The sequence below is a fragment of the Pseudomonas fluorescens genome, assembly GCF_902497875.1.
GTDB lineage: Bacteria > Pseudomonadota > Gammaproteobacteria > Pseudomonadales > Pseudomonadaceae > Aquipseudomonas > Aquipseudomonas fluorescens_BR.
Map to the genome: position 1 here is coordinate 56,264 of NZ_CABVHY010000025.1, position 23,116 is coordinate 79,379.

Here is a 23,116-nt window from a genome sequence, read left to right on the forward strand (position 1 = left end):
GAAACAATATAACATAACCAAAACGAATGTATGTCTTTAGCCCGGCATGCCGGGCGAGGGCTTATTCTTCTTCTTTGGCCGGAGTAGTTACAGGCGGTGGCCGCAGACCAATCTCCGCGGTGAGCTTGAGCTCCTTGCCGTTGCGCATGACCTGAATGCTGACCTTGTCGGTCGGCTTGATCCGCGCCACCTGGTTCATCGAGCGACGGCCGTCGCCGGCCGGTTCGCCGTCGATGCTGAGGATCACATCACCCAGTTGCAGGCCGGCCTTTTGCGCCGGACCGTCACGGAAAATCCCGGCGACCACGATGCCCGGGCGCCCGGAGAGGCCAAAGGATTCCGCCAGTTCCTGAGTCAAGGGCTGCACTTCAATGCCGAGCCAGCCACGGATGACCTGGCCGTGCTCGATGATCGACTTCATCACCTCCATGGCCAGTTTGATCGGGATCGCGAAACCGATGCCCTGGGAGCCGCCGGATTTGGAGAAGATCGCCGTGTTGACCCCCGTCAGGTTGCCGTTGGCGTCCACCAGCGCCCCACCGGAGTTACCGGGGTTGATCGCGGCGTCGGTCTGAATGAAGTCTTCATAGTTGTTCAGCCCAAGCTGGTTACGCCCGGTGGCACTGATAATGCCCATGGTGACGGTCTGGCCGACGCCGAAAGGGTTGCCGATGGCCAGCGCGACATCGCCGATGCGGATGTTGTCGGAGCGACCGACGGTGATCGAGGGTAAATTCTTCAGATCGATTTTCAGCACCGCCAGGTCGGTTTCCGGGTCGCTGCCGATCACCCGGGCCAGGGTTTCGCGACCATCCTTGAGCGCCACCACGATCTGGTCGGCACCGCTGGTGACGTGGTTGTTGGTCAGCAGGTAGCCTTCAGGGCTCATGATCACGCCCGAGCCGAGGCTGGACTCCATGCGCTTCTGCTTGGGCAGGTTATCGCCGAAGAAGCGTCGGAACTGCGGATCCTCGAACAATGGATGGCTGGGTTTGTTGATCACCTTGGTGGTGTACAGGTTGACCACCGCAGGCGCGGCGATGGTCACCGCATCGGCGTAGGACACGGGGCCCTGCTGAGCCAGGGTAGTTTGTGGGGCTTGCTGCAGGTTGACGTCAAGGCTTGGCAGCCCCACCCACTGCGGGTAACGCTGAATAATCAGCATCGCAATAAGCACGCCGGCCAACAGCGGCCAGCCAAAAAAACGCAGCGCCTTGAGCATTAAGCAAGTCCTGAGAGGTTGCAGGGGGTGTGAGACCGCCCATAATGTCGCGCATTATAGAGGCGTGCGAGCACCTCTGAACGGGATATTTAGGAGTCTTTTATGGCCGTTGCCCTGAACACCCTGGTAGAAGAAGCAGACCGTTACCTCAGCAGTTCGCGGATTGCCGATTACTGCCCCAACGGCTTGCAGGTCGAAGGCCGGCCACAGGTCATGCGCATCGTCAGCGGCGTCACCGCCAGCCAGGCGTTGCTCGACGCGGCAGTGGAGGCCAAGGCTGATCTGGTGCTGGTGCATCATGGTTATTTCTGGAAAGGTGAGAATCCGTGCATCACCGGCATGAAGCAGCGCCGGCTGAAAACCCTGCTCAAGCACGACATCAGTTTGCTGGCATACCACCTGCCACTGGACTTGCATCCCGAGGTCGGCAACAACGTACAGCTTGCTCGGCAGTTGGATATTACTGTCGAAGGTCCGCTGGACCCGGATAACCTCAAGGTCGTCGGCCTGGTCGGCTCGTTGTCCGAACCCATGACCGCGCGCGATTTTGCCCGGCGCGTACAGGAAGTGATGGGGCGCGAACCGCTGCTGATCGAAGGCAGCGAGATGATCCGGCGTGTCGGCTGGTGCACCGGTGGTGGCCAGGGGTATATCGATCAAGCGGTGCTGGCCGGTGTCGACCTGTACTTGAGCGGCGAAGCCTCGGAACAAACCTTCCACAGCGCCCGGGAAAACGACATCAGTTTTATCGCCGCCGGTCACCACGCCACCGAACGCTACGGCGTGCAGGCGCTGGGAGATTATCTGGCGCGACGCTTTGCTCTCGAACACATCTTCATCGATTGCCCGAATCCGATTTGATTTTCAGGGTGGGAGCCCCAAACACCCGGGTATATTCATATACTCTTTCGATCTAGTTGGCCTCCTCAATAGAAGCGGACGCTGTGCTAGCATGCCTCGCTCGAACACGGCCCGCTGGCCGTCCATAAGATCGTTTTCGTGAGTAGCTATGGTCGACAAACTGACGCATCTGAAACAGCTGGAGGCCGAAAGCATCCACATCATCCGCGAGGTCGCCGCCGAGTTCGATAACCCGGTGATGCTGTATTCCGTCGGTAAAGACTCCGCCGTAATGCTGCACCTTGCACGCAAGGCGTTCTTCCCGGGCAAACTGCCATTCCCGGTGATGCACGTCGACACCCAGTGGAAATTCAAGGAAATGTACAGCTTCCGCGACCGCATGGTCGAAGAGCTGGGCCTAAAACTGCTGGTGCACGTCAACCCCGATGGCGTCGCGCAGGGTATCAACCCGCTGACCCACGGCAGCGCCAAACACACCGACATCATGAAAACCGAAGGCCTCAAGCAGGCCCTCGACAAGTACGGCTTCGACGCTGCCTTTGGTGGTGCCCGTCGTGACGAAGAGAAGTCCCGTGCCAAAGAGCGCGTGTATTCCTTCCGCGACACCAAGCACCGCTGGGACCCGAAAAACCAGCGTCCCGAGCTGTGGAATGTCTACAACGGCAACGTCAACAAAGGTGAATCCATTCGTGTGTTCCCTTTGTCGAACTGGACCGAACTGGACATCTGGCAGTACATCTACCTCGAAGGCATCCCGATCGTGCCGCTGTATTTCGCCGCCGAGCGCGACGTCATCGAGATGAATGGCACCTGGATCATGATCGACGACGAGCGCCTGCTCAATCACCTGAGCGACGAAGACAAGGCGCGTATCGTCAAGAAGAAAGTCCGCTTCCGCACACTGGGCGACTACCCGTTGACCGGCGCGGTCGAGTCCGAGGCCACCAGCCTGACCGACATCATTCAGGAAATGCTCCTGACGCGAACTTCCGAACGCCAGGGCCGAGTCATCGATCACGATGGCGCCGGCTCCATGGAAGAAAAGAAACGTCAGGGTTATTTCTAAGGGGTTGTCATGTCGCACGCATCTGATTTGATCAGCGAGGACATCCTCGCCTATCTGGGCCAGCACGAACGCAAGGAAATGCTGCGCTTTCTTACCTGTGGCAACGTCGACGACGGCAAGAGCACGCTGATCGGGCGACTGCTGCATGATTCCAAGATGATCTACGAAGATCACCTGGAAGCCATTACCCGCGACTCGAAAAAAGTCGGCACCACGGGCGATGATATCGACCTGGCGTTGCTGGTTGACGGCCTGCAGGCCGAGCGCGAGCAGGGCATCACCATCGATGTCGCCTACCGTTATTTCTCGACCGCCAAGCGCAAATTCATCATTGCCGATACCCCTGGCCATGAGCAGTACACCCGCAACATGGCCACCGGCGCATCGACCTGCGACCTGGCGATCATTCTGGTGGATGCCCGCTATGGCGTGCAGACCCAGACCCGTCGTCACAGCTTTATTGCCTCGCTGCTGGGCATCAAGCACATCGTCGTCGCCATCAACAAGATGGACCTCAACGGCTTCGATGAAACAGTCTTCGAGTCGATCAAGGCCGATTACCTGAAGTTCGCCGAAGGCATCGCGTTCAAGCCGAGCACCATGGCGTTTGTCCCGATGTCGGCGCTCAAGGGCGACAACGTGGTGAACAAGAGCGAAAGTTCGCCCTGGTACACCGGTCAGTCGTTGATGGAGATTCTCGAAACCGTCGAGATCGCCAACGACCGCAACTACACCGACCTGCGTTTCCCGGTGCAGTACGTCAACCGTCCGAACCTGAACTTCCGTGGCTTCGCCGGTACCCTGGCCAGCGGCATCGTGCACAAAGGCGATGAAATCGTGGTGCTGCCGTCGGGCAAGAGCAGCCGGGTCAGATCCATCGTCACCTTTGACGGGGAGCTGGAACACGCCGGTCCTGGCCAGGCGGTGACGCTGACCATGGAAGACGAAATTGATATCTCCCGTGGCGACTTGCTGGTGCATGCCGATAACGTGCCGCAAGTCACCGACGCCTTCGACGCCATGTTGGTGTGGATGGCTGAAGAGCCGATGCTGCCGGGCAAGAAATACGACATCAAGCGCGCTACCACCTACGTGCCGGGTTCGATTACCAGCATTGTCAATCGCGTCGATGTGAACACCCTGGCCGAAGGCCCTGCCAGTTCGTTGCAGCTGAACGAGATCGGTCGGGTCAAGATCAGCCTCGATGCGGCCATCGCGCTGGACGGTTACGCCAGCAACCGCACCACCGGTTCGTTCATCGTCATCGACCGTTTGACCAATGGCACGGTCGCAGCGGGCATGATCATCGCCCAGCCTGTGGCTCACGACAGCGTCACGCACCATGGCAAGCTGGCGCATGTAGCGGTTGAAGAACGCGCCCAGCGCTTCGGCCAGCAACCGGCCACCGTGTTGTTCAGCGGCTTGTCGGGCGCGGGTAAAAGCACCCTGGCCTATGCGGTTGAACGCAAGTTGTTCGACATGGGACGTTCGGTGTTTGTGCTCGATGGCCAGAACCTGCGTCACGACCTGAATAAAGGTCTGCCACAGGACCGCGCTGGGCGTACCGAGAACTGGCGTCGTGCCGCGCACGTTGCGCGTCAGTTCAACGAAGCCGGACTGGTGACTCTGGCGGCGTTCGTTGCGCCAAGTGCCGAAGGGCGTGAGCAGGCCAAGGATTTGATCGGTAAGGAGCGTCTGCTGACGGTCTACGTCCAGGCCTCGCCGACGGTCTGTGCCGAGCGCGATCCGCAAGGCCTGTACGCGGCGGCCGGGGATAACATCCCGGGCGACTCCTTCCCGTACGACGTGCCGCTGGACGCTGACCTCGTGGTCGACACCCAGTCGCTGTCACTGGAAGAAAGCGTCAAGCAAGTGCTGGATCTGCTGCGCAAGCGTGGCGCGATCTAAGCGTTAGCCGCTAATAAAAAACCCGCCGATGAGTGATCATCGGCGGGTTTTTTGTGTCCTTTTAATCGTCAAGATCGCAGCCTGCGGCAGCTCCTACATGGTCCGTGTACAACCGCGATTGATCGGGTGCGCACCTCTCCTGTAGGAGCTGCCGAAGGCTGCGATCTTTTGATCTTAGGTGCCTGGATACTCCCGATGCATCTGCGTTAGCAGCGCATCCTTATCTTCCCACAACTGATCCACCCCTGAAACTGCAAGCAATACCCCCCATCCACACCGGTCCCGAAAATTCTGGCATGCATATGAATTGCCAGCATCATTAATGCTATCGGATTTGGACTACAGGAATATCGGAAATGGATAAGTTTCATTGATTTGTAAATGAGAATAGTGTTGTTAGCAGGGTAGGTGAATTAGATTCTCGGTTGTATATAAGGCATGTGCGCGTGCATTAGAGCTGCTTGTTTCGGCGTTCGGAGAGTTGTGGTGTGCGATATAAAATATTCGATATTCCCAAGGGGTATGTGCCGAGTGTTTTTGAAATTATTTTTTTAATCATTATTCTGATGTATTTTTCTGTTGTTTCCTTGTGCCACTTTGAAGAGGTGGTAGAAATTCCTTCGGTTCCAAAAAAATTAGTTTTGGAAAGCGCTTTTATATATAGGGATATTTCGAGAGTTTCAAAAACTACGTCGAATTTATATCTCAGGGTTGGACCAGGTGATGAAGCGTATGATCATGTTATCGAAGCTTCTACTCGTGAGGTTCAGCACTTGGGTTTTAGCAAGTCGCGAAAGCTATGGGTCGCTGTAGAACCGGATCGGAGTAAGCGGTTTGTTTGGGGGGTGTATGATAATGACCTACGGTTGTTGATAAGTCGTCAAGATATTCTGCAGTGGGCGCAATACAGTAATTCTGCAAATTATTTTGTAATTGTTACATGGGGCTTTCTGTCTCTGTATTTGCTATTTGTGCTTTTAAAGCATGGTGTTTGGAATGGATTTTTAGCGAAAAGGATAGCGCGTGAAGATCGAGCAGATTGATAATGAAATATTTGTAATCGACGAGTTCTTAACTCAAAGTGAAGAGGAAAGCATAAACGTTCAGCTTAAAGGCGCGGTCTGGAGATACAACTGGCCAAATTATGAGGAGCTCCCCTTCGTTAGACCCTGTTGGCATGTTTTTATTGCTGGTAAAGGTCGCCCTGATCGGCAGTCTTGTGTCGAAGAACTGAACAGCAACGACTCATGGCGTTTCCTGATCGGGTTTATAAATTGCCTGGCTCTCATGTGTTCTCCGATTGGCGCCCGGTTAAGCCGCACTACTGGGTAACAGGGTAGCGTTGGCCACCCATAAAAAACACGTCGGTGAGTGATCATCGGCGGGTTTTATTGTGTCCCTGAAATCACCATCGTCGGAACGCCGCCCGGAGCCGGCTCGCTCCCACAAGGTCAATGTTCACCGAAGATCAACTGTGGGAGCGAGCTTGCTCGCGAAGAGGCCGGAACATTCACCTAACTACTTCGCTGGATACTCCCGATGCATCTGCGCAAGCAACGCATCCTTGTCTTCCCAAAGCTGGTTGATCCACCCCTGAAACTGCAATCGATACTCCCCATCCTGGTCGTAATTCTTGCCGATGAACTGCGGCGGAATTTTAAGCTCCTGAAAATGCACCACCACATCCTTCACATTCCCGCAGAGCAGGTCCCAGTAACCGGGGCGCCCGGCCGGGTAGTGAATGGTCACGTTGACGATGGATTCAAGCTGCTCACCCATGGCATCCAGCACAAACGCGATACCACCGGCCTTGGCTTTAAGCAGGTAGCGGAACGGAGAACTCTGCTGCGCGTGTTTGCCTTCGGTAAAACGCGTGCCTTCGACGAAGTTGAATATCCCCACCGGATTATTGCGGAACTTGTCGCACGTCTTGCGGGTGGTTTCCAGGTCTTTGCCTTTTTTCTCTGGGTGCTTCGCCAGATAAGCCTTGGAGTAACGCTTCATGAACGGAAAGCCCAGCGCCCACCACGCCAGGCCGATCACCGGGACCCAGATCAGCTCCTGCTTGAGGAAGAACTTCAACGGGCGAATGCGCCGGTTCAACACGTACTGCAGCACCATGATGTCGACCCAGCTCTGGTGATTGCTGGTGATCAGGTACGAGTGCTGATAGTCCAGACCTTCGAGCCCGCTGAGCTTCCAGCGTGTGTGCCCGAGTAAGTCCATCCAGGCCTTGTTGTTGCTGATCCAGGCTTCATGGATGTGGCTCATCAGCCAGTCGGTGAAGCGTTGGGCGGCCGGGAAGGGCAACAACAGTTTGAAGATCGCCACCACGAACAGCGGCGTACAACAAAGGATCGTGTTCAGCGCCAACAGCAGCGAGGCGATCACGCCGCGCACGGGTGCAGGTAGAGAATCCAGCATTTAAACATCCATAGGTCGGTTGGCGGCTTGAATCGCGGTCAGGGCGATGGTGTACACAATGTCATCGACTTGCGCACCACGCGGCAGGTCGTTCACCGGCTTGCGCAGGCCTTGCAGCATCGGCCCGAGGCTCACGCAATCGGCGCTGCGCTGCACGGCCTTGTGGGTGGTGTTGCCGGTGTTCAGGTCGGGGAACACGAACACCGTGGCTCGGCCGGCGACCTGACTGTTCGGTGCCAGTTGCCGGGCGACCGATTCGTTGGCCGCTGCGTCGTACTGCAACGGGCCGTCGATCAGCAGTGAATTTTGTGCTTCATGGGCCAGCAGGGTGGCTTCGCGGACCTTCTCGACTTCTTCGCCGCTGGCCGATTCGCCGCTGGAATAACTGATCATCGCCACCCGTGGGGTGATGCCGAACGCCGCCGCCGAGTCGGCGCTTTGCAAGGCGATCTCGGCCAGTTCAGTGGCGCTTGGATGCGGGTTCATCACGCAGTCGCCATAGACCAGCACCTGCTCGGGGAACAGCATGAAAAACACCGACGAGACCAGGGTGCAGCCCGGGGCCGTCTTGATCAGCTGCAGGGCCGGGCGGATGGTGTTGGCGGTGGAGTGAATGACCCCCGACACCAGGCCATCCACTTCATCCAGCGCCAGCATCATGGTGCCGATCACCACGGTGTCTTCCAGTTGCTGCTCGGCCATCGGCGCGTTGAGGCTTTTGGTTTTGCGCAGGGCGACCATCGGCTCGACATAACGCTGACGAATCAGGTCGGGGTCGAGAATTTCCAGACCTTCCGGCAGCTCGATGCCTTGGGCGCGGGCCACTGCTTGCACATCGTCGGGCCTGGCCAGGAGCACACAGCGGGCAATCCCGCGGGCCTGACAGATGGCGGCGGCCTGAACCGTCAGCGGATCACTGCCTTCCGGCAGGACGATGCGCTTGTTGGCGGCCTGGGCGCGCTGGATCAGTTGGTAGCGGAACACCGCCGGAGTCAGGCGCATTTCCCGTGGCGTGCCGCAGCGTTGATGCAGCCATTTCGCATCCAGATGGCCAGCGACGAAATCGGTGATGATTTCCGCGCGTTCACGGTCATCGATCGGGATTTCCTTGTTCAGCCCGTTCAACTGGTTGGCGGTGTCGTAGGAACCGCTGCTCACCGACAACACCGGCAGGCCGCCCTGCAAGGCACCACGACACAGATCCATAATGCGCGGGTCGGGCAGGGTGTCGCTGGTCAGTAACAGGCCGGCCAGCGGTACGCCGTTGATGGCTGCGAGGCTGACGGCGAGGATGATGTCGTCGCGATCCCCCGGGGTCACCACCAGTACGCCGGGCTTGAGCAGCTCGACCGTGTTGCGCATGGTCCGGGCGCAGATGATGATTTTGCTCATGCGCCGGGTTTCATAATCCCCCGCGTTCAGAATCTGCGCGCCCATCAGGTCGGCCACGTCGCGAGTGCGCGGCGCGTTCAGTTCCGGCTGGAAGGGGATGCAGCCGAGCAAACGGAAGTCGCCGCTGCGCAGCAATGGCGAGTGTTCTTTCAGGCGCGCGGCGAAGGCCTCCATGCTTTCATCGGTGCGGACCTTGTTCAGGATCACCCCGAGGACTTTCGGGTCTTTCGGGCCACCGAACAACTGGGCTTGCAACTCGACCCGTCCGGACAGCTCGGTGAGCACTTCGTTTTCCGGCGCGGAAACCAGGATTACCTCGGCATCGAGGCTTTTCGCCAGGTGCAGGTTGACCCGCGCGGCATAGCTGGCGCTGCGGGTCGGGACCATGCCTTCGACAATCAGCACGTCTTTGCCGATGGCCGCTTCCTGGTACAGGGTAATGATTTCTTCCAGCAACTCATCGAGCTGGCCGTCGCCGAGCATCCGTTCGACATGGGCCAGGACCAGTGGTTTTGGCGGTTTCAGGCCATGGGTACGGGCCATCAGTTCAGTCGAACGTTCAGGTCCCAGATCGCCCGGGTGCGGCTGGGCAATGGGTTTGAAAAAGCCGACTTTCAGCCCGGCCCGCTCAAGGGTACGCACCAGCCCGAGGCTGATGGAGGTCAGACCCACACCAAAATCGGTGGGCGCGATAAAAAAAGTCTGCATGCGAGATTCTCGGAATGTGCGCAAGGGTGAGGCCTATCCAGGGTCTGTTGACGCTTGGTGACGACCGCGACGGGTGCCCCGTCCCTTCGGGTTGCGCGCCAACTTGCGCGAGGCTGCGTTGCGGGATTTGCCAAGGGAACAACCATTGGCGGCATCCCGCGCCTTGCCTCGCACAAGCTGGCACAGCAACGCGGTTCGTCACCAAACGTCAACAGACCCTGAGCCATCTACCGGATATCAATCGCTAAGGTTATCGCTAACCGGGCCTTGAGCACACCAACCGCAGTCAAAGGGTTGGCCTATTTTTTCCTGGCGTTGCACAGGATCCGTCACCCAGGCCCGGGATTGCCACGGTGGCTGGTGGCGCAGGTGCTGCGTGTGGCCGCAGGAAAGCTCGACAACCCAGTGCCGGTCTTCATCTTGATGAAAGCCGGTGATCGTCGAGCCTTTCGAAGCGACCCGTTTGTCCGGGTTCTGTTCGCTTTCGGGCGTTTGCTTCGCTAAACTTGACCATTCTTCATTCTTTTGCAAAAGGTCTCGCCCCATGCTGATCGCCGCCAATAAGGCTGTCTCCATCGACTATACCCTGACCAACGACGCTGGTGAGGTCATCGACAGCTCCGCCGGCGGCGCGCCGCTGGTCTACCTGCAAGGCGCAGGTAATATCATTCCGGGCCTGGAGAAGGCTCTGGAAGGCAAAAAGGTCGGTGACGAACTGACGGTTGCCGTAGAACCTGAAGATGCCTACGGCGAATACTCTGCCGAACTGGTCAGCACCCTGAGCCGCAGCATGTTCGAAGGCGTCGACGAACTGGAAGTGGGCATGCAGTTCCACGCATCCGCTCCGGACGGCCAAATGCAGATCGTCACCATCCGCGATCTGGACGGCGACGAGGTTACCGTCGACGGCAACCACCCGTTGGCTGGCCAGCATTTGAACTTCCAGGTCAAAATCGTTGATATCCGCGATGCCAGCCAGGAAGAAATCGCCCATGGTCACGTCCATGGCGAAGGTGGTCACCACCACTGATTTCTGCGCTAAGCTCAGAATTCTGGAGAGGCGCCCGAGGGCGCCTTTTTAGTCGCGGCTGTTCCTGACTGCAAAGCGCTTGCACTGTCGAGTGGCTGTTTCAAGAAGAACACGGGAAATTTGGAGTTCGTCATGAGTGCTTTTCACGACCTAACATTGAAAGCTCTGGATGGCCAGGACCTACCTCTCGCGCCGTTGAAAGGGAAAGTCGTGCTGGTGGTCAACGTCGCCTCCAAGTGTGGTTTGACGCCACAATACAAAGAGCTTGAAGCGCTTTATCAACGCTACAAGGATCAAGGTTTCAGTGTGCTGGGCTTGCCGTGCAATCAATTCGCCGGACAGGAACCAGGCTCCGAAGCAGAGATTCAGGAGTTTTGCAGCCTCAACTACGACGTGACGTTTCCCTTGAGCAGCAAGCTCGAGGTCAACGGGCAAGATCGTCACTCCTTGTATCGCCTGCTGGCGGGCGAGGGTGCGGAGTTCCCGGGTGACATTACCTGGAACTTCGAGAAATTCCTGCTGGGCAAGGACGGACGTGTGCTGGCGCGTTTCTCGCCACGGACCACTCCCGATGATCCGGCGGTTGTTCAGGCGATCGAAAAAGCGCTGAGCTGAAACCCGGATCAAAATCAAAAGATCGCAGCCTGCGGCAGCGCCTACATTGGATTGTGTATATCCGTAGGAACTGCCGCAGGCTGCGATCTTTTTGCTTCTCCTTTCTTTTGATTCTTAATCACCAAAATCAATAGTGGTATTCAAGGCTAAGCGCTGCGCATATTATCGCCGTCATAAAACTTCCGTCCCGTCGATACCGTTTTCGTGGAGCGCCCCATGCCTGTCAAAGCCCTGTTCAAACCGTTCAACCTTGGCAACCTCGAACTGCCGAGCCGCGTCGTCATGGCGCCAATGACCCGGTCTTTCTCCCCAGGTGGCGTGCCGAATTCGAAAGTCGTCGAGTACTACCGTCGACGGGCCGCCGCCGGTGTGGGCCTGATCATCACCGAAGGCACTACCGTCGGTCACAAGGCTTCCAACGGCTACCCGAACGTTCCGCATTTCTACGGTGAAACGGCATTGGCTGGCTGGAAGAAAGTCGTCGATGCGGTGCACGCCGAAGGCGGCAAGATCGTTCCGCAACTGTGGCACGTGGGTAGCGTTCGGCGTATCGGCACCGAGCCGGATGCCAGCGTGCCGGGCTATGGTCCTTCGGAAAAACTCAAGGACGGTCAGGTTGTCGTGCATGGCATGACTCAACAAGACATCAAGGACGTCATCGACGCGTTTGCCCAGGCCGCCAAAGATGCGCAGAGCATCGGCATGGACGGCGTGGAGATTCACGGCGCCCACGGCTATCTGGTGGATCAGTTCTTCTGGGAAGGCAGCAACCAGCGCACCGATGAATACGGCGGCAGCCTGGCCAATCGTTCACGTTTCGCCATCGAGCTGATTCAGGCCGTACGCGCCGCAGTCGGCCCGGGCTTTCCGATCATTTTCCGCTTCTCCCAATGGAAGCAGCAGGATTACACAGCTCGCCTGGTACAAACCCCGGAAGCCTTGGGTGAGTTCCTCCAGCCGCTGTCCGATGCCGGTGTGGATATCTTCCACTGTTCGACGCGACGTTTCTGGGAGCCGGAATTCGACGGTTCCGAGCTGAACCTGGCCGGCTGGACCCGCACGCTGACCGGCAAACCGACCATCACCGTGGGCAACGTTGGCCTGGATGGCGAGTTCCTGCAGTTCATGGTCAACACCGACAAGGTCGCGCAGCCGGCGAGCCTGGGCAAATTGCTCGAACGTCTGAACAACGATGAATTCGACCTGGTCGCCGTCGGCCGCGCGCTGCTGGTCGACCCGGACTGGGCGCTGAAAGTGCGCGAAGGCCGGGAACAGGACATCCTGCCGTTCAGCCGTGAGGCACTGATGACCCTGGTTTAAGCAGCGTCAGGGCAACCTGTGGCGAGGGGGCTTGCCCCCGCTGGACGGCGAAGCCGTCCCAAAAGCAGCAATCGCGATTTTCGGAAGAAACGCGTCTGGCGCTTTTACGACTGCTTCGCCGCCGAGCGGGGCGATGCGGCGTTCCGACAAGCTCCCTCGCCACGGACCACCGGCTCTTCCTGACAAGCCCCACGCAACTGGCTTTCCAACTGCTCAATCACCGCCGCCCAGCCTTGTCGGCTGGCGTGCTGGCGGGCATTGAGGCGTACTCGCCGCATGGTTTCGCGCTCCTCCAGCAACCAGCACGCCACATCGCAGAACGCATCCTCGTCGCCGGGCATGGCCAGTACGCCGCTGTATCCATGGCGAATGTGTTGGCCCGCCGCCGCCTGATCGTATGCCACCACTCCCAGGCCAGAAGCCAGCGCCTCAAGTACCACGTTGCCGAAGGTTTCGGTCAGGCTTGGAAACAGAAACAGATCCCCAGACGCATAGTGACTGGCCAATGCTTCCCCGCGTTGCGTTCCGCAAAAAATCCCTTCCGGCAATTCCTGCTCCAGCGCTGCGCGCTGCGGACCGTCACCGACCACCACCAATTTCATCCGCCGCTGTGGGTAAGCAGACTGCAAGGCTTCGAAACTGCGCTTGAGCAACCCGAGGTTTTTCTCCGGCGCGAGGCGTCCTACGTGGATGACGGCAATATCGTCACCCTCCAGGCCCCAGGTTTCCCGCAGCACATCCAGACGTTTGGCCGGGTGAAACAGCTGGCTGTCGACGCCACGGGAGAGCAGTGCCAGGCGTTCGAAGCTCCTGCGCTCCAACTCCATGCGCTGGCTGGCGCTGGGCACCAGGGTCAATTGCGAACGGTTGTGAAACCAGCGCAGATAGTGCGTCAGCAGCCGGGTCAGCAGGCTCAGGCCGTACTGGCTGGTGTACTGCTGAAAGTTGGTGTGGAAGCCGCTGACCACCGAGATGCCCAGGCGACGAGCAGCCCGCAGTGCCGCCAGGCCCAACGGTCCTTCGGTGGCGATGTACAGCACATCAGGCCGCTGGCGCTTCCAGCGCCGCAGCAATTTGTGCATCGAACAAATCCCCCATTGCAGGCCGGGATAGCCGGGCAACGGCCAGCCGCGACAGAGCAGCAGTTGCTCGTCACTCGGCCGGCCCAGGTCGTCATTCTGACGTGGCCGGATCAGTTCGACCTGATGCCCGCGCGCGCGCAAGCCATCGCAAAAGCGCCCAAGGGTATTGGCCACGCCGTTGATTTCCGGAGGGAAGGTTTCGGTGATCAGAGAGATACGCAGAGCTGTCGTCATGACCTCAGTGTCGGCTGAGGCCATGTCGTCATTGTGTCAGGACGATGATGGATTTGTGACGAGGTCAGCGCTGGTTGACCACCAGGTTCTCAGCGCCACGTTCCCGCACCCAGAACAAGGTCGCCCCGGCCACCGCTGCCGGCATCATCAGGATGTTGACCACCGGAATCAGCAGCACCAGATAGACGCTCCCGCCGAAGCTCAGGCTCTGCCAGCGTTTCTCCCGTAGCCAGGCGAGCATCTCGTTCCAGCCGAGTTTGTGGTTGTCCGCCGGGTAGTCGATGTACTGGATCGCCATCATCCACACCCCGAACAGCAACCACAGCGGCGCGGCGATCAGATTGACCACGGGGATGAACGAGAGGATGAACAGCGCAATGGCCCTCGGCAGAAAGTAGCCGAGCTTGCGCATTTCCCGCGCCAGGGTGCGGGGGACCATGGCAACCAACTCACCCCAGCTGAAGGCCGGGAAGTCATCGGTGCCACGCACTACCACTTCGACTTTCTCCGCGAGAAAACCGTTGAACGGCGCGGCGATGACGTTGGCCAGCATGGTGAAGGTAAAGAACACCATCAGCACCACCAATACCACGAACAGCGGCCAGATCAGGTAGCTGAGAAAACTCAGCCAATCCGGCAGCGAAGGCATCAGGGTATCGACCCACAGGCTGAACTGATGGCTGGCCAGATAGATCAATCCGACGAACAGCACCAGGTTGATCGCCAGCGGTAACAGGACGAACAAACGCAGGCCGGGGCTCAAGACCAGTTTCAGGCCTTCGCGCAGGTATTGCGGGCCGGACAGAACGGGGGCAGGCATAACAGAGTCCTTGCAATGGATAAACGCGCCGACCTTACCGACTTTGCCTTGCAGGCGATAGCGCGGCAAACGTGTCGACATTAACTGTAACAAAGGCGTCCTTTGATCAGCCGCCTGGAGATAGAGTCCGCCTATGAGCTGGATTGTTATTGCGTATTTCCTTAATCTTCGCCCCCTCGATACGCTGCACCCATATTTTTCAGGACTGTCGAGCTTCCCCAAACGCTTTCACGGTCCTTTTTTTATTCCAGCCGGTTTCCGGCGTTCCGCGCCAGATGTCCCGGGCCGGTCAATAGGAGTGAGTCATGTCTGATGTACGTCATTCGCGAGTGATTATTCTCGGTTCCGGCCCTGCCGGTTACAGCGCTGCGGTCTATGCCGCACGTGCCAACCTCAAGCCCCTGCTGATCACCGGCATGCAGGCCGGCGGCCAGCTGACCACCACCACTGAAGTCGACAACTGGCCGGGCGACGTCCATGGCCTGACCGGCCCAGCGCTGATGGACCGCATGAAAGAGCACGCCGAGCGCTTTGAAACCGAAATCGTGTTCGACCACATCAATGCTGTCGACTTCGCGGCCAAGCCTTACACCCTGACCGGTGACAGCGCTACTTACACCTGCGACGCACTGATCATCGCCACCGGCGCCAGCGCTCGTTATTTGGGCCTGCCTTCGGAAGAAGCCTTCATGGGCAAAGGCGTTTCCGCCTGCGCCACCTGCGATGGTTTCTTCTACCGCAATCGTGAAGTGGCCGTAGTCGGCGGCGGCAACACCGCCGTGGAAGAGGCGCTGTACCTGGCCAACATCGCCAGCAAGGTCACGCTGATCCATCGTCGCGAAACCTTCCGCGCCGAGAAGATCCTGATCGACAAACTGCACGCGCGGGTTGCGGAGGGCAAGATCGTCCTCAAGCTGAATTCCACCCTCGACGAAGTCCTGGGCGACAACATGGGCGTGACCGGTGCGCGCCTGAAGAACAACGACGGCAGCTTCGACGAGCTAAAAGTCGACGGCGTGTTCATCGCGATCGGCCACACCCCGAACACCTCGCTGTTCGAAGGTCAGCTGACATTGAAAGACGGCTACCTGGTCGTGCAGGGCGGCCGTGAAGGCAATGCCACCGCGACCAGCCTCGAAGGTATCTTTGCCGCCGGTGACGTGGCCGACCACGTTTACCGTCAGGCCATCACCTCGGCCGGTGCCGGCTGCATGGCTGCACTGGATGCAGAGCGTTATCTGGACGACCTGCAGAACGCCAAGCACTGAGTCTGATGAAATGAAAAAACCGGCGAAAGCCGGTTTTTTTATGCGCCAAGTTCAGTGGCGCGGTTAATCCTAAAGGGGGATCAACGGCGCTGCAGCGGATGTGCTTCGAACTTCACTCCTGCCAACCCATGGGCGATCAATGCGCGGATATTGCTGTGGTCGCTGCCCTCTGGTGTGGCTACCACCGAGCGATAATGCTCGCCGAACGCCAGCAACGCTTCTTCGTCGCTCAAACCTTCCAGCAGCGCCAGACCCAGGGTTTTGCACGAGCCTTCGTTCTGTCCGGCAGCGTTTTCCACGCCGCCGTTGTTGAAGGCCTGAGGCTGGTAATCGTAGCCGGCGGCGATAAACGCCAGGGTTTCGGCGAAGGCGTGTTCGCCGCTTTTCAGGCTGGCGCGCAGGGTGTTCAGATCAGTCATGGGTTTTTCCTTTGGCGAACGCCGCTTGCTGTTCGGCGCTGGCTTCTTGCTGGTATTTGGCTTTCCACTCGGCGTACGGCATGCCGTAGACCACTTCGCGGGCATCGTCCATGCTGACGTCGATCCGGCGATCGTCGGCTTCGGCCTTGTACCACTTGGACAGGCAGTTGCGGCAGAAACCGGCGAGGTTCATCAGGTCGATGTTTTGCACATCCTTGCGGCTGTCCAGGTGCGCGACCAGGCGGCGGAAGGCGGCGGCTTCGAGTTCGAGGCGTTGTTGCTCGGTCATAGAGGTCTCTGCGAGACAGCTTCAAGCGGCAAGCTTCAAGCTGCAAGATATGGATTACGGTGGCCTGTAGCTTACCGCTTGAAGCTTGAAGCTTGAAGCTTAGCGGCTCGCCGCGAGGGTGATCGACACCGACTCGGCAAAACGCAGGGCATGGGGTTTGTCGACTTCGACTTCGGCGTACAGCACCGATTCGTTGCTCATCACCAGATCGAGCACTTCCTGGGTCAGGCGTTCGAGCAGGGCAAAGCGGTTGCCCTCGACGTGGGCAATGATCGCCTTGGTGATGGTGCGGTAATTCAGCGCGTGGTCGATGTCGTTGTCGCGCACGGCATCCTGCGCGGCATACAGGATGGTCAGGTTAATCAATACATCCTGCTTGTTGAGGATTTCGTCCTCGTTGATCCCGATATAGGTGCGCAAACACAGGTCCTTGACCCGGATACGCGCCATTCCTGGTTGAAGTTGTGGCATTGCTACTTGCTCCGTCCAATCAATTGCAGGAACTCCTGGCGGGTGTTGCTCGAGTCGCGAAAGGCGCCCAGCATCACCGAGGTGTTCATGGTCGAATTCTGCTTCTCGACGCCGCGCATCATCATGCACATGTGTTTGGCCTCGATCACCACCGCGACACCGGCGGCCTGGGTCACGCGCTGAACCGCCTCGGCGATTTCCCGGGTGAGATTTTCCTGGATCTGCAGGCGGCGGGCGAACATGTCGACGATCCGCGCGATCTTCGACAGCCCCAGCACCTTGCCGGTTGGAATATAAGCCACATGGGCCTTGCCGATGAAGGGCAGCATGTGATGTTCGCAGAGTGAGTAGAGCTCGATGTTGTCGACGATCACCATCTCGTCGTTATCGGAGTCGAACAGCGCGCCATTGACGATCTCCTCGACGCTTTGCTCATAGCCATGACAGAGGTACTGCATGGCCTTGGCTGCACGGACAGGGGTGTCGAGCAAACCCTCGCGATCCGGATTCTCACCCAGGCCGATCAGGATCTCGCGGTAATTCTGGGGTAGGGATAACGTCATACAACATCCTCGCGGGGCGGCTTATTTGAGATGCCGCCCGCCGTTGACTGTCAGGGTCGTTCCTGTGACATAAGGATTGTCCAGCAGATAGCGCAGGCTCTGGTAAACCACCTCGCTGCCGGGTTCGATGCCCAGCGCGGACTTGGCCAGTGCCTTGACGCGGTACGCCGCGTCGTCCTCGGGGTTGAACAATAGCAGGGCCGGGGCAATGCCGTTGACCTTGATCTGCGGGGCATATTTCGCCGCGAAGGACAGGGTCAAGCTGTCGAGTCCGGCTTTGCTGGCGCAGTAGGCGATGTGCCTGCTGCTGCCCTTGCGGGTCACATCGTCGCTGATATGCACGATGTCCGCCGGCGTCGAGCGTTGCAGCAAGTCAGCACAATGCAGGTTGATCAGATAGGGCGCAAGCATATGCACGCTGAACATCCGGGTGAATGCGGCGGTTTCGCTGTCGGGCGTTTCGGCCAGCCAGGCTGAGGCGTTATGCACAATCGCCCGCAAGCGATCGGTGTGGGTTTTCAGTTCAGTGATGAACGCCAGGATACCGGCTTCGCTGGAGAAGTCGGCAAACAGCGCAACGGCGCCGCGTTCGCGCAGGGCTTGCACGCCAGGCCGCTCGCTGCGGTAGGTGAAAATCACCGGATGACCTTCCTCCAGCAGCCGCAATGCGCAATGCAGGCCGACGCGCTGGCCGGCACCGGTAATCAGGATCGGGGCGGGAGAAAGATTCATTGATGGCTCGGCTCGCGGGTAAGGGAAAACTATACCAGCGACCATAGGTGTACAGCCATGGAGCCTTTGGGGGGAACAGTCAGTTAAGCGTAGATATGCCGAGCACAGAATCTGTGGCGAGGGAGCTTGCTCCCGCCGGCCGGTCCGCGCTCGGGCATAGCAGTCGTAAAGCCTGCACATGCGGTGTGTCTGACGGAACGGGTTTGCAGGTTTTAGGGCCGCTGCGCGCCCCAGCGCGAGCTTGCTCCCTCGCCACAGGTGCGCCGCGGTGTGTCAGGCAGAACCGGTCATCGTTCTTCGCGGGCAAGTCCGCAAGTTGCACCGGGCGATGATCGTGCAGGCGCAGTGTTCAACCAGCCCGCCAGCAGGCGGGTGGACAGCGGGATAAAGAAATACACCATCAATGGCGTGAGGGCCAGGGTACTGAGGAGCACTCGGCTCAACAGGTCCAGTTCACCCATTAACGGACCCAGCAAAAAGTTGAACAGCAACGAGACCGGAAAGAATGCCAGCCAGATAGCCACTGCCTGTTTCCAGCGGGGTGGACGTTGACCGACGGCGCCAAACCAGCCATCGATACCGCTGACCCGATGTTCCGAAGGATGTGCGAACAAGTCGCTGCCCCGCACCAGCCAGGCGCTGCGCGAGGCGGAGTGTTCCCAGGCATGCAAGGTCTGTTCATTGGCAAAGCGAAAGATGATCTGGAATTCATCATCACCTGGCGGTGGTGCAAGCACGCCAGAACCGAGGTAGCCGGGGAAGTCGGTGGCCAGTTGTTCGCCTTCGCCAAGCCAGGCGATCAAGTCCTGGTAACGACCATTGGCGACGCGGCGCGCGACCATCAAAGTGACAGGTGAGGCAGACATTATGTATCTCCGTATTGCAGGCGTGTGCTCCCGGATAGGGCGCGCACGGCACGCAGCACCGGGGTGGTGGGCTGCGTTTAAGTACAAGCAAGGATTATTCCTGATTTTGACAAATACACCAGTCAACCTGGTCGATTATCTACCCCTTGAATGATAGGTACTGATGAGGCGTAGAATGGGATCCAATTCATTGAATGATATTCAGTACTGAGATGACCGTCATTAGTGACCTTGCCCCTGCTTCACTGACCTCCCGCTACCTTGAGCAGGAGCAGCTGTTCCCGATCCGGGAAGTGGCGCGGCTGACTGGCGTCAACCCGGTGACCTTGCGCGCCTGGGAGCGACGCTACGGTTTGATTGTTCCTTTACGCACCGAAAGTGGACATCGGTTGTACTCAATGACCGATATCGAGAAAGTGCGCAGCATCCTCAGCTGGATTGAACGTGGCGTTGCGGTCAGTAAGGTTGGCAAGATCCTGGTCAGAACCAGCGCAGCGCAGGCGCTGATCAATGACAATCCCGGCGAAGGTGCCCAAGGCGAACATGTGCAATGGCAGATGCGACTCAAGACGGCTGTCAGCGCGTTCGATGAGCTGCAACTGGAACGGCTGTATGGACGGATTTTTTCCAGTTACGCACAGACCGTTGTGTTTCAGGACATCCTGATGCCTCTCTGGAAACAGCTAGTACAACAACAGGATAGTTTTGGGCAGACCAGCGAGTGGCTGTTCCTGGATAGCTTTTTACGTGCTCGGGTTGTGCAACGTTTACTGTTGCCGCGCGGCTCGCAACCGCAGCGGGTGCTGCTGACAGCCAAGGTCAGACAGTGTCGCGAGCTTGAATTGCTGGTGGCCGCCTTACTTATGGGAAGCCCGGAGGTCGGTGTCAGGGTGCTCACGGTGGGGCAACCGCACGATGAGTTGGCTTTGATCTGCGAAAAAATAAAACCTCAGGGGCTGGTGCTGTTCTCCAGCCATGCGCCGGCTCCCGAGTTACCCAGACGTTTGAGTCGTCTGGCCATGACCCTGAATTGCCCGGTCATGCTGGCGGGTGATGTGGCGGATCTGGCGCAGGAGAGTCTGGCGGGGTCGTCGATCGGGTGTCTTGGCAGCGATGGTCTGTTGATGCAGCAGCGCCTGCAACGATTCCTCGCAGGGACACTGGATACCTGAGTAGGAGGAGCCGTCAGGCGTGCAGTGCGGGATGGGTCAAGCGATGCTGCTGGAGGATGTACTGGCGCAGACGCTCGGTCTCGTCCTTGTCGCCCTGGTTCAGACGATAGGCATAGTAGCCGTGCTCGGTTTCGCGTTCGAAGGTGCCACGCAGGGCGATACGTTCGTAACCCGAAGGGCTGAACCACAGGGCGAAGTGCTTCGGCGGCTTGGTTCGGTTGTGAATCTCCAGCAGCACCCCTTTGAACGAAATTTCATGGACCCACAACGTGCCCGGTTGGCCCTTGGCATTTTCCAGAGCAACCGGTTCCTCCAGCATCAAACGCCATGGCCGGACCATTGGCCCGTCTTCATAAATACTGGGTACACCGAGGCGCAAATGCAACGCGTGAAACTCGTCTTCCACCAAGTGCAGCGGAAAGGTAATTTGTTGGTTTTCGAAGGTCGCCTGGATGGTGACCTGCTCATGAGCGGCCAGGCGCGTAAGCAGATCGCGAATCTGTGAGCCACCGTTGACCAGCAGGCTCGAGTTCGCATCCCGCACGTTGAGCTGCGGGTTGTGCTGCATCGTCTGGATAAAATCCAGCTCATCCTGGGTCAGGAGTGCGTTACGGTGCATGGCTGGCTCGAAAGAAGGAGTTACAGAGTCATTGGTGATTGTAGTTAGTGACACCTAATTCGCAGATTGGTTTAAACCGTTCGTCGCTTTTAGCGCTTCGAGTTCGGCCTTGACCTCGGCCAATTGCGCTTCCAGCTCGTCTACTCGCTGCTGAGCCTTGACCTGCAGGGTGACGTCTTTTTGCACGCCAACGAAATAGGTCTGTTTATCGCCGTCATTGAACACTGTCGATAGTGACAGTTCGCTCCAGAAATGCCTGCCATCTTTTCGGTAGTTACGCAAAATTTCCCTGCAAGCTGTGCCTGAACTCAGCGCCTGGCGAATCACCTCGAGTGCCGGTTGATCGCGATCACCTGATTGAAGAAAGCGGCAGTCCTGATACAGGATCTCTTCACTGCTGTAACCCGTCAGGCGTTCGAACGCCGGGTTTACATAAATCAGAATGTTGTCTTCACCTTCCTTTTCGGCGATCACAATGCCGTCGTTGGAGGCGTTTATCAGCATTTGCATCAATTGAGCATTGATCATCGATAGAGAACGTCCTGTGTCGATTGGGGCGCAACACTCCAAGGCATCATTATCGGGCCACCCGCGGGTTTTCCTGCGTGTGCTGTTAATATCCTGTTCTTTTACTCAGTTTCAGGATCAGATTGATGAAAGTCGCCATCCTTTCCGGCTCGGTATACGGCACTGCCGAAGAAGTCGCCCGGCATGCTGCAAAAATTTTGAATGATGCCGGTTTCGAGGCCTGGCACAACCCGCGGGCGAGCCTGGCCGATGTCCTGGCCTTCAGTCCCGAGGCCTTTCTGGCGGTGACCTCGACCACCGGCATGGGTGAATTGCCGGACAACCTGCAACCGCTGTATTCGATGATTCGCGATCAATTGCCCGCAGTCTGGCGCGGGCTGCCGGGCGCGGTGATCGGTTTGGGCGATTCTAGCTATGGCGATACCTTCTGCGGTGGCGGCGAGCAGATGCGCGAACTGTTCTTCGCCGACCTGGGCCTGCGCGAAGTCCAGGAAATGTTGCGACTGGACGCCAGCGAAAGCGTCACCCCGGAAACCGATGCCGAGCCTTGGCTGGCGCAGTTGATCAAGGCGCTACGGGACTGACTGGGTACTCGCGCAGCAGCGCCAGCCAGGCTTGCGCGGCTTTTGACAAATAGGCGCCCTGACGCCAGATGAAGGCGATGTCCCAGCGCAGAGACTCGGGCGCCTTCAGTGTCAGCCGCACGACGCCTGGTCTGACCAGGCCGCGTGCGACGACTCTGGGCAGTAACACCACGCCCTGGCCCGCGGCCACCAACGCCGCGAGAAAGTCCGCCTGACCGCTGCGTCCGCCTTCCTTCGGGGTAAAACCCAATTGCTGGCACGCCTGGAGCAAGCGGTCGTTGAGTACAAAGCTGCGTTGGTAGAGCAAAAAGGGGGTGTCTGCCAGCTCTTCGAGACCAATCTCTGTCTTGATAGCCAGCGGATGATCTGCCGGTAGCAAAGCATCCAGCGGCTCGTCACAGAATGGCTGAAAAGCAAACTGCGGTTCCTTGGGCAGCAAGCTGCCGCCCAGTTCCAACTCCCCGCTCAGTACCGCCTGCTCGATGTTCAGGCTGCCGCCTTCGAGCAACTGCACAGTGATATTCGGGTAACGCCGTCGGTATTCGGCAAACAGGCTGGCGAACAGTGCGTCGCTGCCGAGCAGCGGCAGCCCCAGTCGCAACTCTCCTCGGGCCAATTGGCTCAGATCATCCAGCTCGCTGAGCAACTCGTTGCGCAGGCGCAGCATGCCCTGGGCGCGCTGCAGGACCACCTTGCCGGCGGCGGTCAGGCGAATTTGCGAACCCAATCGCTCCAGCAGGGGCGTGCCGAGGCTGTGTTCCAGTTGTGCGACCTGCTTGCTGACGGCCGACTGACTGATATGCAAGGTCTTCGCCGCTTGGGTGAAACCACCTTGGTGGATCACTTCGATGAAGCTGCGCAGCTGTTTGAATTCCATATCCGTGATTCCAGTCTGGAATGGCATCCAGTCTAACAATTCGCTT

Annotated in this window: 26 protein-coding genes and 1 pseudogene; 11 read left to right on the forward strand and 16 right to left on the reverse strand. The window is 58.5% G+C overall.

Annotated elements, in window-relative coordinates; genetic code table 11:
• Positions 1 to 61 precede the first annotated feature (61 nt).
• The gene (gene algW, locus F8N85_RS23360; protein ID WP_150805876.1) at positions 62 to 1,222 is read right to left on the reverse strand and encodes a Do family serine endopeptidase AlgW; all 1,161 of its coding nucleotides are present in this window, start codon (positions 1,220 to 1,222) and stop codon (positions 62 to 64) included.
• A gap of 102 nt (positions 1,223 to 1,324) precedes the next feature.
• On the opposite strand from algW, the gene F8N85_RS23365 reads away from it, so the two are divergent.
• From F8N85_RS23365 to cysN, 3 genes are all read left to right on the forward strand, one after another.
• Positions 1,325 to 2,083, forward strand: a complete 759-nt coding sequence (locus F8N85_RS23365; protein ID WP_150805877.1) for a Nif3-like dinuclear metal center hexameric protein — start codon at positions 1,325 to 1,327, stop codon at positions 2,081 to 2,083.
• Between the two features lie 148 nt (positions 2,084 to 2,231).
• On the forward strand, positions 2,232 to 3,149 hold the full coding sequence (gene cysD, locus F8N85_RS23370) for a sulfate adenylyltransferase subunit CysD (protein WP_150805878.1): 918 nt from the start codon (positions 2,232 to 2,234) through the stop codon (positions 3,147 to 3,149).
• 9 nt (positions 3,150 to 3,158) lie between these two features.
• Positions 3,159 to 5,057, forward strand: a complete 1,899-nt coding sequence (cysN, locus tag F8N85_RS23375) for a sulfate adenylyltransferase subunit CysN (protein WP_150805879.1) — start codon at positions 3,159 to 3,161, stop codon at positions 5,055 to 5,057.
• 174 nt (positions 5,058 to 5,231) lie between these two features.
• Here cysN and F8N85_RS35115 read toward each other — a convergent pair.
• Positions 5,232 to 5,329: pseudogene (locus F8N85_RS35115) on the reverse strand (acyltransferase); the annotation flags it as partial.
• A 216-nt stretch (positions 5,330 to 5,545) separates the two neighbouring features.
• Between F8N85_RS35115 and F8N85_RS23385 the strand changes: the two are divergent.
• Positions 5,546 to 6,100 carry a hypothetical protein gene (locus tag F8N85_RS23385; protein WP_150805880.1) on the forward strand — a complete coding sequence of 185 codons (555 nt, stop codon included), beginning with the start codon at positions 5,546 to 5,548 and terminating at the stop codon, positions 6,098 to 6,100.
• Positions 6,081 to 6,389 carry a hypothetical protein gene (locus tag F8N85_RS23390; protein WP_191636242.1) on the forward strand — a complete coding sequence of 103 codons (309 nt, stop codon included), beginning with the start codon at positions 6,081 to 6,083 and terminating at the stop codon, positions 6,387 to 6,389. The genes F8N85_RS23385 and F8N85_RS23390 overlap by 20 nt, the downstream gene beginning before the upstream one ends.
• A gap of 186 nt (positions 6,390 to 6,575) precedes the next feature.
• On the opposite strand, the gene F8N85_RS23395 is transcribed toward F8N85_RS23390, so the two are convergent.
• The 3 genes from F8N85_RS23395 to F8N85_RS23405 form a co-directional block, all read right to left on the reverse strand.
• Positions 6,576 to 7,481, reverse strand: coding sequence for an acyltransferase (locus F8N85_RS23395; RefSeq protein WP_150805881.1), 906 nt, complete (start codon positions 7,479 to 7,481; stop codon positions 6,576 to 6,578).
• Positions 7,482 to 9,581 (reverse strand): phosphate acetyltransferase, encoded by a 2,100-nt coding sequence (gene pta / locus F8N85_RS23400; RefSeq protein ID WP_150805882.1) that lies wholly within the window; start codon positions 9,579 to 9,581, stop codon positions 7,482 to 7,484.
• A gap of 237 nt (positions 9,582 to 9,818) precedes the next feature.
• A complete protein-coding gene (locus F8N85_RS23405) occupies positions 9,819 to 10,157 on the reverse strand; it encodes a DUF3565 domain-containing protein (RefSeq protein WP_150805883.1) in 339 nt (112 codons plus the stop codon).
• Between F8N85_RS23405 and F8N85_RS23410 the strand changes: the two genes are divergently transcribed.
• The 3 genes from F8N85_RS23410 to F8N85_RS23420 all read left to right on the forward strand — a co-directional run bounded on the left by F8N85_RS23410 (position 10,126) and on the right by F8N85_RS23420 (position 12,546).
• Positions 10,126 to 10,611, forward strand: a complete 486-nt coding sequence (locus F8N85_RS23410) for an FKBP-type peptidyl-prolyl cis-trans isomerase (protein ID WP_150805884.1) — start codon at positions 10,126 to 10,128, stop codon at positions 10,609 to 10,611. The genes F8N85_RS23405 and F8N85_RS23410 overlap by 32 nt on opposite strands.
• A 132-nt stretch (positions 10,612 to 10,743) precedes the next feature.
• Positions 10,744 to 11,226 carry a glutathione peroxidase gene (locus F8N85_RS23415; RefSeq protein WP_150805885.1) on the forward strand — a complete coding sequence of 161 codons (483 nt, stop codon included), beginning with the start codon at positions 10,744 to 10,746 and terminating at the stop codon, positions 11,224 to 11,226.
• 216 nt (positions 11,227 to 11,442) lie between these two features.
• Positions 11,443 to 12,546 (forward strand): NADH:flavin oxidoreductase, encoded by a 1,104-nt coding sequence (locus F8N85_RS23420; protein ID WP_150805886.1) that lies wholly within the window; start codon positions 11,443 to 11,445, stop codon positions 12,544 to 12,546.
• A gap of 104 nt (positions 12,547 to 12,650) precedes the next feature.
• Here the strand turns inward: F8N85_RS23420 and F8N85_RS23430 are convergent, their stop codons facing one another.
• The gene (locus F8N85_RS23430) at positions 12,651 to 13,886 is read right to left on the reverse strand and encodes a glycosyltransferase family 4 protein (RefSeq protein WP_150805888.1); all 1,236 of its coding nucleotides are present in this window, start codon (positions 13,884 to 13,886) and stop codon (positions 12,651 to 12,653) included.
• A gap of 40 nt (positions 13,887 to 13,926) precedes the next feature.
• A complete protein-coding gene (gene cysZ / locus F8N85_RS23435) occupies positions 13,927 to 14,682 on the reverse strand; it encodes a sulfate transporter CysZ (protein WP_150805889.1) in 756 nt (251 codons plus the stop codon).
• Positions 14,683 to 14,987: 305 nt separating this feature from the next.
• Between cysZ and trxB the strand changes: the two genes are divergently transcribed.
• Positions 14,988 to 15,950 carry a thioredoxin-disulfide reductase gene (trxB, locus tag F8N85_RS23445; RefSeq protein WP_150805890.1) on the forward strand — a complete coding sequence of 321 codons (963 nt, stop codon included), beginning with the start codon at positions 14,988 to 14,990 and terminating at the stop codon, positions 15,948 to 15,950.
• An 80-nt stretch (positions 15,951 to 16,030) separates the two neighbouring features.
• Here the strand turns inward: trxB and F8N85_RS23450 are convergent, their stop codons facing one another.
• The 6 genes from F8N85_RS23450 to F8N85_RS23475 form a co-directional block, all read right to left on the reverse strand.
• On the reverse strand, positions 16,031 to 16,369 hold the full coding sequence (locus tag F8N85_RS23450; protein WP_150805891.1) for a HopJ type III effector protein: 339 nt from the start codon (positions 16,367 to 16,369) through the stop codon (positions 16,031 to 16,033).
• Positions 16,362 to 16,658: a DUF1244 domain-containing protein gene (locus tag F8N85_RS23455; RefSeq protein WP_150805892.1), complete on the reverse strand. Its 297-nt coding sequence runs from the start codon at positions 16,656 to 16,658 to the stop codon at positions 16,362 to 16,364. Before F8N85_RS23455 ends, F8N85_RS23450 begins: the two co-directional genes overlap by 8 nt.
• A 99-nt stretch (positions 16,659 to 16,757) precedes the next feature.
• Positions 16,758 to 17,129: a dihydroneopterin triphosphate 2'-epimerase gene (folX, locus tag F8N85_RS23460; protein ID WP_150805893.1), complete on the reverse strand. Its 372-nt coding sequence runs from the start codon at positions 17,127 to 17,129 to the stop codon at positions 16,758 to 16,760.
• Positions 17,130 to 17,131: 2 nt separating this feature from the next.
• Positions 17,132 to 17,692, reverse strand: coding sequence for a GTP cyclohydrolase I FolE (gene folE, locus F8N85_RS23465; protein WP_150805894.1), 561 nt, complete (start codon positions 17,690 to 17,692; stop codon positions 17,132 to 17,134).
• A gap of 21 nt (positions 17,693 to 17,713) precedes the next feature.
• Positions 17,714 to 18,424, reverse strand: coding sequence for a dihydromonapterin reductase (gene folM, locus F8N85_RS23470; RefSeq protein ID WP_150805895.1), 711 nt, complete (start codon positions 18,422 to 18,424; stop codon positions 17,714 to 17,716).
• A gap of 287 nt (positions 18,425 to 18,711) precedes the next feature.
• Positions 18,712 to 19,290: an antibiotic biosynthesis monooxygenase gene (locus tag F8N85_RS23475; protein WP_150805896.1), complete on the reverse strand. Its 579-nt coding sequence runs from the start codon at positions 19,288 to 19,290 to the stop codon at positions 18,712 to 18,714.
• A gap of 212 nt (positions 19,291 to 19,502) precedes the next feature.
• Here F8N85_RS23475 and F8N85_RS23480 point away from each other — a divergent pair, with 212 nt between their 5' ends.
• Positions 19,503 to 20,462 carry a MerR family transcriptional regulator gene (locus F8N85_RS23480; protein ID WP_150805897.1) on the forward strand — a complete coding sequence of 320 codons (960 nt, stop codon included), beginning with the start codon at positions 19,503 to 19,505 and terminating at the stop codon, positions 20,460 to 20,462.
• Between the two features lie 13 nt (positions 20,463 to 20,475).
• Here the strand turns inward: F8N85_RS23480 and F8N85_RS23485 are convergent, their stop codons facing one another.
• Together F8N85_RS23485 and F8N85_RS23490 are read right to left on the reverse strand one after the other, a co-directional pair.
• Positions 20,476 to 21,081: a hypothetical protein gene (locus F8N85_RS23485; RefSeq protein WP_150805898.1), complete on the reverse strand. Its 606-nt coding sequence runs from the start codon at positions 21,079 to 21,081 to the stop codon at positions 20,476 to 20,478.
• A gap of 54 nt (positions 21,082 to 21,135) precedes the next feature.
• Positions 21,136 to 21,609 (reverse strand): PAS domain-containing protein, encoded by a 474-nt coding sequence (locus tag F8N85_RS23490; protein ID WP_150805899.1) that lies wholly within the window; start codon positions 21,607 to 21,609, stop codon positions 21,136 to 21,138.
• A gap of 125 nt (positions 21,610 to 21,734) precedes the next feature.
• On the opposite strand from F8N85_RS23490, the gene F8N85_RS23495 reads away from it, so the two are divergent.
• Entirely contained in the window at positions 21,735 to 22,193 is a 459-nt protein-coding gene (locus F8N85_RS23495) for a flavodoxin (protein WP_150805900.1), read from the forward strand.
• On the opposite strand, the gene F8N85_RS23500 is transcribed toward F8N85_RS23495, so the two are convergent.
• Positions 22,174 to 23,070, reverse strand: a complete 897-nt coding sequence (locus F8N85_RS23500) for a LysR family transcriptional regulator (RefSeq protein WP_150805901.1) — start codon at positions 23,068 to 23,070, stop codon at positions 22,174 to 22,176. The genes F8N85_RS23495 and F8N85_RS23500 overlap by 20 nt on opposite strands.
• Between the last annotated feature and the right edge of the window lie 46 nt (positions 23,071 to 23,116).

What these genes read in the sequence shown, in the direction of transcription:
- pta (WP_150805882.1), bottom strand. Translation starts at nt 9,581, where the DNA reads ATGCAGACTTTTTTTATCGCGCCCACCGATTTTGGTGTGGGTCTGACC.
- F8N85_RS23495 (WP_150805900.1), top strand. Translation starts at nt 21,735, where the DNA reads ATGAAAGTCGCCATCCTTTCCGGCTCGGTATACGGCACTGCCGAAGAA.
- F8N85_RS23415 (WP_150805885.1), top strand. Translation starts at nt 10,744, where the DNA reads ATGAGTGCTTTTCACGACCTAACATTGAAAGCTCTGGATGGCCAGGAC.
- F8N85_RS23480 (WP_150805897.1), top strand. Translation starts at nt 19,503, where the DNA reads ATGACCGTCATTAGTGACCTTGCCCCTGCTTCACTGACCTCCCGCTAC.
- F8N85_RS23410 (WP_150805884.1), top strand. Translation starts at nt 10,126, where the DNA reads ATGCTGATCGCCGCCAATAAGGCTGTCTCCATCGACTATACCCTGACC.
- F8N85_RS23475 (WP_150805896.1), bottom strand. Translation starts at nt 19,290, where the DNA reads ATGTCTGCCTCACCTGTCACTTTGATGGTCGCGCGCCGCGTCGCCAAT.
- cysZ (WP_150805889.1), bottom strand. Translation starts at nt 14,682, where the DNA reads ATGCCTGCCCCCGTTCTGTCCGGCCCGCAATACCTGCGCGAAGGCCTG.
- F8N85_RS23430 (WP_150805888.1), bottom strand. Translation starts at nt 13,886, where the DNA reads ATGGCCTCAGCCGACACTGAGGTCATGACGACAGCTCTGCGTATCTCT.
- F8N85_RS23395 (WP_150805881.1), bottom strand. Translation starts at nt 7,481, where the DNA reads ATGCTGGATTCTCTACCTGCACCCGTGCGCGGCGTGATCGCCTCGCTG.
- F8N85_RS23485 (WP_150805898.1), bottom strand. Translation starts at nt 21,081, where the DNA reads ATGCACCGTAACGCACTCCTGACCCAGGATGAGCTGGATTTTATCCAG.
- folM (WP_150805895.1), bottom strand. Translation starts at nt 18,424, where the DNA reads ATGAATCTTTCTCCCGCCCCGATCCTGATTACCGGTGCCGGCCAGCGC.
- cysD (WP_150805878.1), top strand. Translation starts at nt 2,232, where the DNA reads ATGGTCGACAAACTGACGCATCTGAAACAGCTGGAGGCCGAAAGCATC.
- F8N85_RS23450 (WP_150805891.1), bottom strand. Translation starts at nt 16,369, where the DNA reads ATGACTGATCTGAACACCCTGCGCGCCAGCCTGAAAAGCGGCGAACAC.
- F8N85_RS23365 (WP_150805877.1), top strand. Translation starts at nt 1,325, where the DNA reads ATGGCCGTTGCCCTGAACACCCTGGTAGAAGAAGCAGACCGTTACCTC.
- folE (WP_150805894.1), bottom strand. Translation starts at nt 17,692, where the DNA reads ATGACGTTATCCCTACCCCAGAATTACCGCGAGATCCTGATCGGCCTG.
- F8N85_RS23455 (WP_150805892.1), bottom strand. Translation starts at nt 16,658, where the DNA reads ATGACCGAGCAACAACGCCTCGAACTCGAAGCCGCCGCCTTCCGCCGC.
- folX (WP_150805893.1), bottom strand. Translation starts at nt 17,129, where the DNA reads ATGCCACAACTTCAACCAGGAATGGCGCGTATCCGGGTCAAGGACCTG.
- F8N85_RS23405 (WP_150805883.1), bottom strand. Translation starts at nt 10,157, where the DNA reads ATGGAGACAGCCTTATTGGCGGCGATCAGCATGGGGCGAGACCTTTTG.
- F8N85_RS23490 (WP_150805899.1), bottom strand. Translation starts at nt 21,609, where the DNA reads ATGATCAATGCTCAATTGATGCAAATGCTGATAAACGCCTCCAACGAC.
- algW (WP_150805876.1), bottom strand. Translation starts at nt 1,222, where the DNA reads ATGCTCAAGGCGCTGCGTTTTTTTGGCTGGCCGCTGTTGGCCGGCGTG.
- cysN (WP_150805879.1), top strand. Translation starts at nt 3,159, where the DNA reads ATGTCGCACGCATCTGATTTGATCAGCGAGGACATCCTCGCCTATCTG.
- F8N85_RS23500 (WP_150805901.1), bottom strand. Translation starts at nt 23,070, where the DNA reads ATGGAATTCAAACAGCTGCGCAGCTTCATCGAAGTGATCCACCAAGGT.
- F8N85_RS23420 (WP_150805886.1), top strand. Translation starts at nt 11,443, where the DNA reads ATGCCTGTCAAAGCCCTGTTCAAACCGTTCAACCTTGGCAACCTCGAA.
- trxB (WP_150805890.1), top strand. Translation starts at nt 14,988, where the DNA reads ATGTCTGATGTACGTCATTCGCGAGTGATTATTCTCGGTTCCGGCCCT.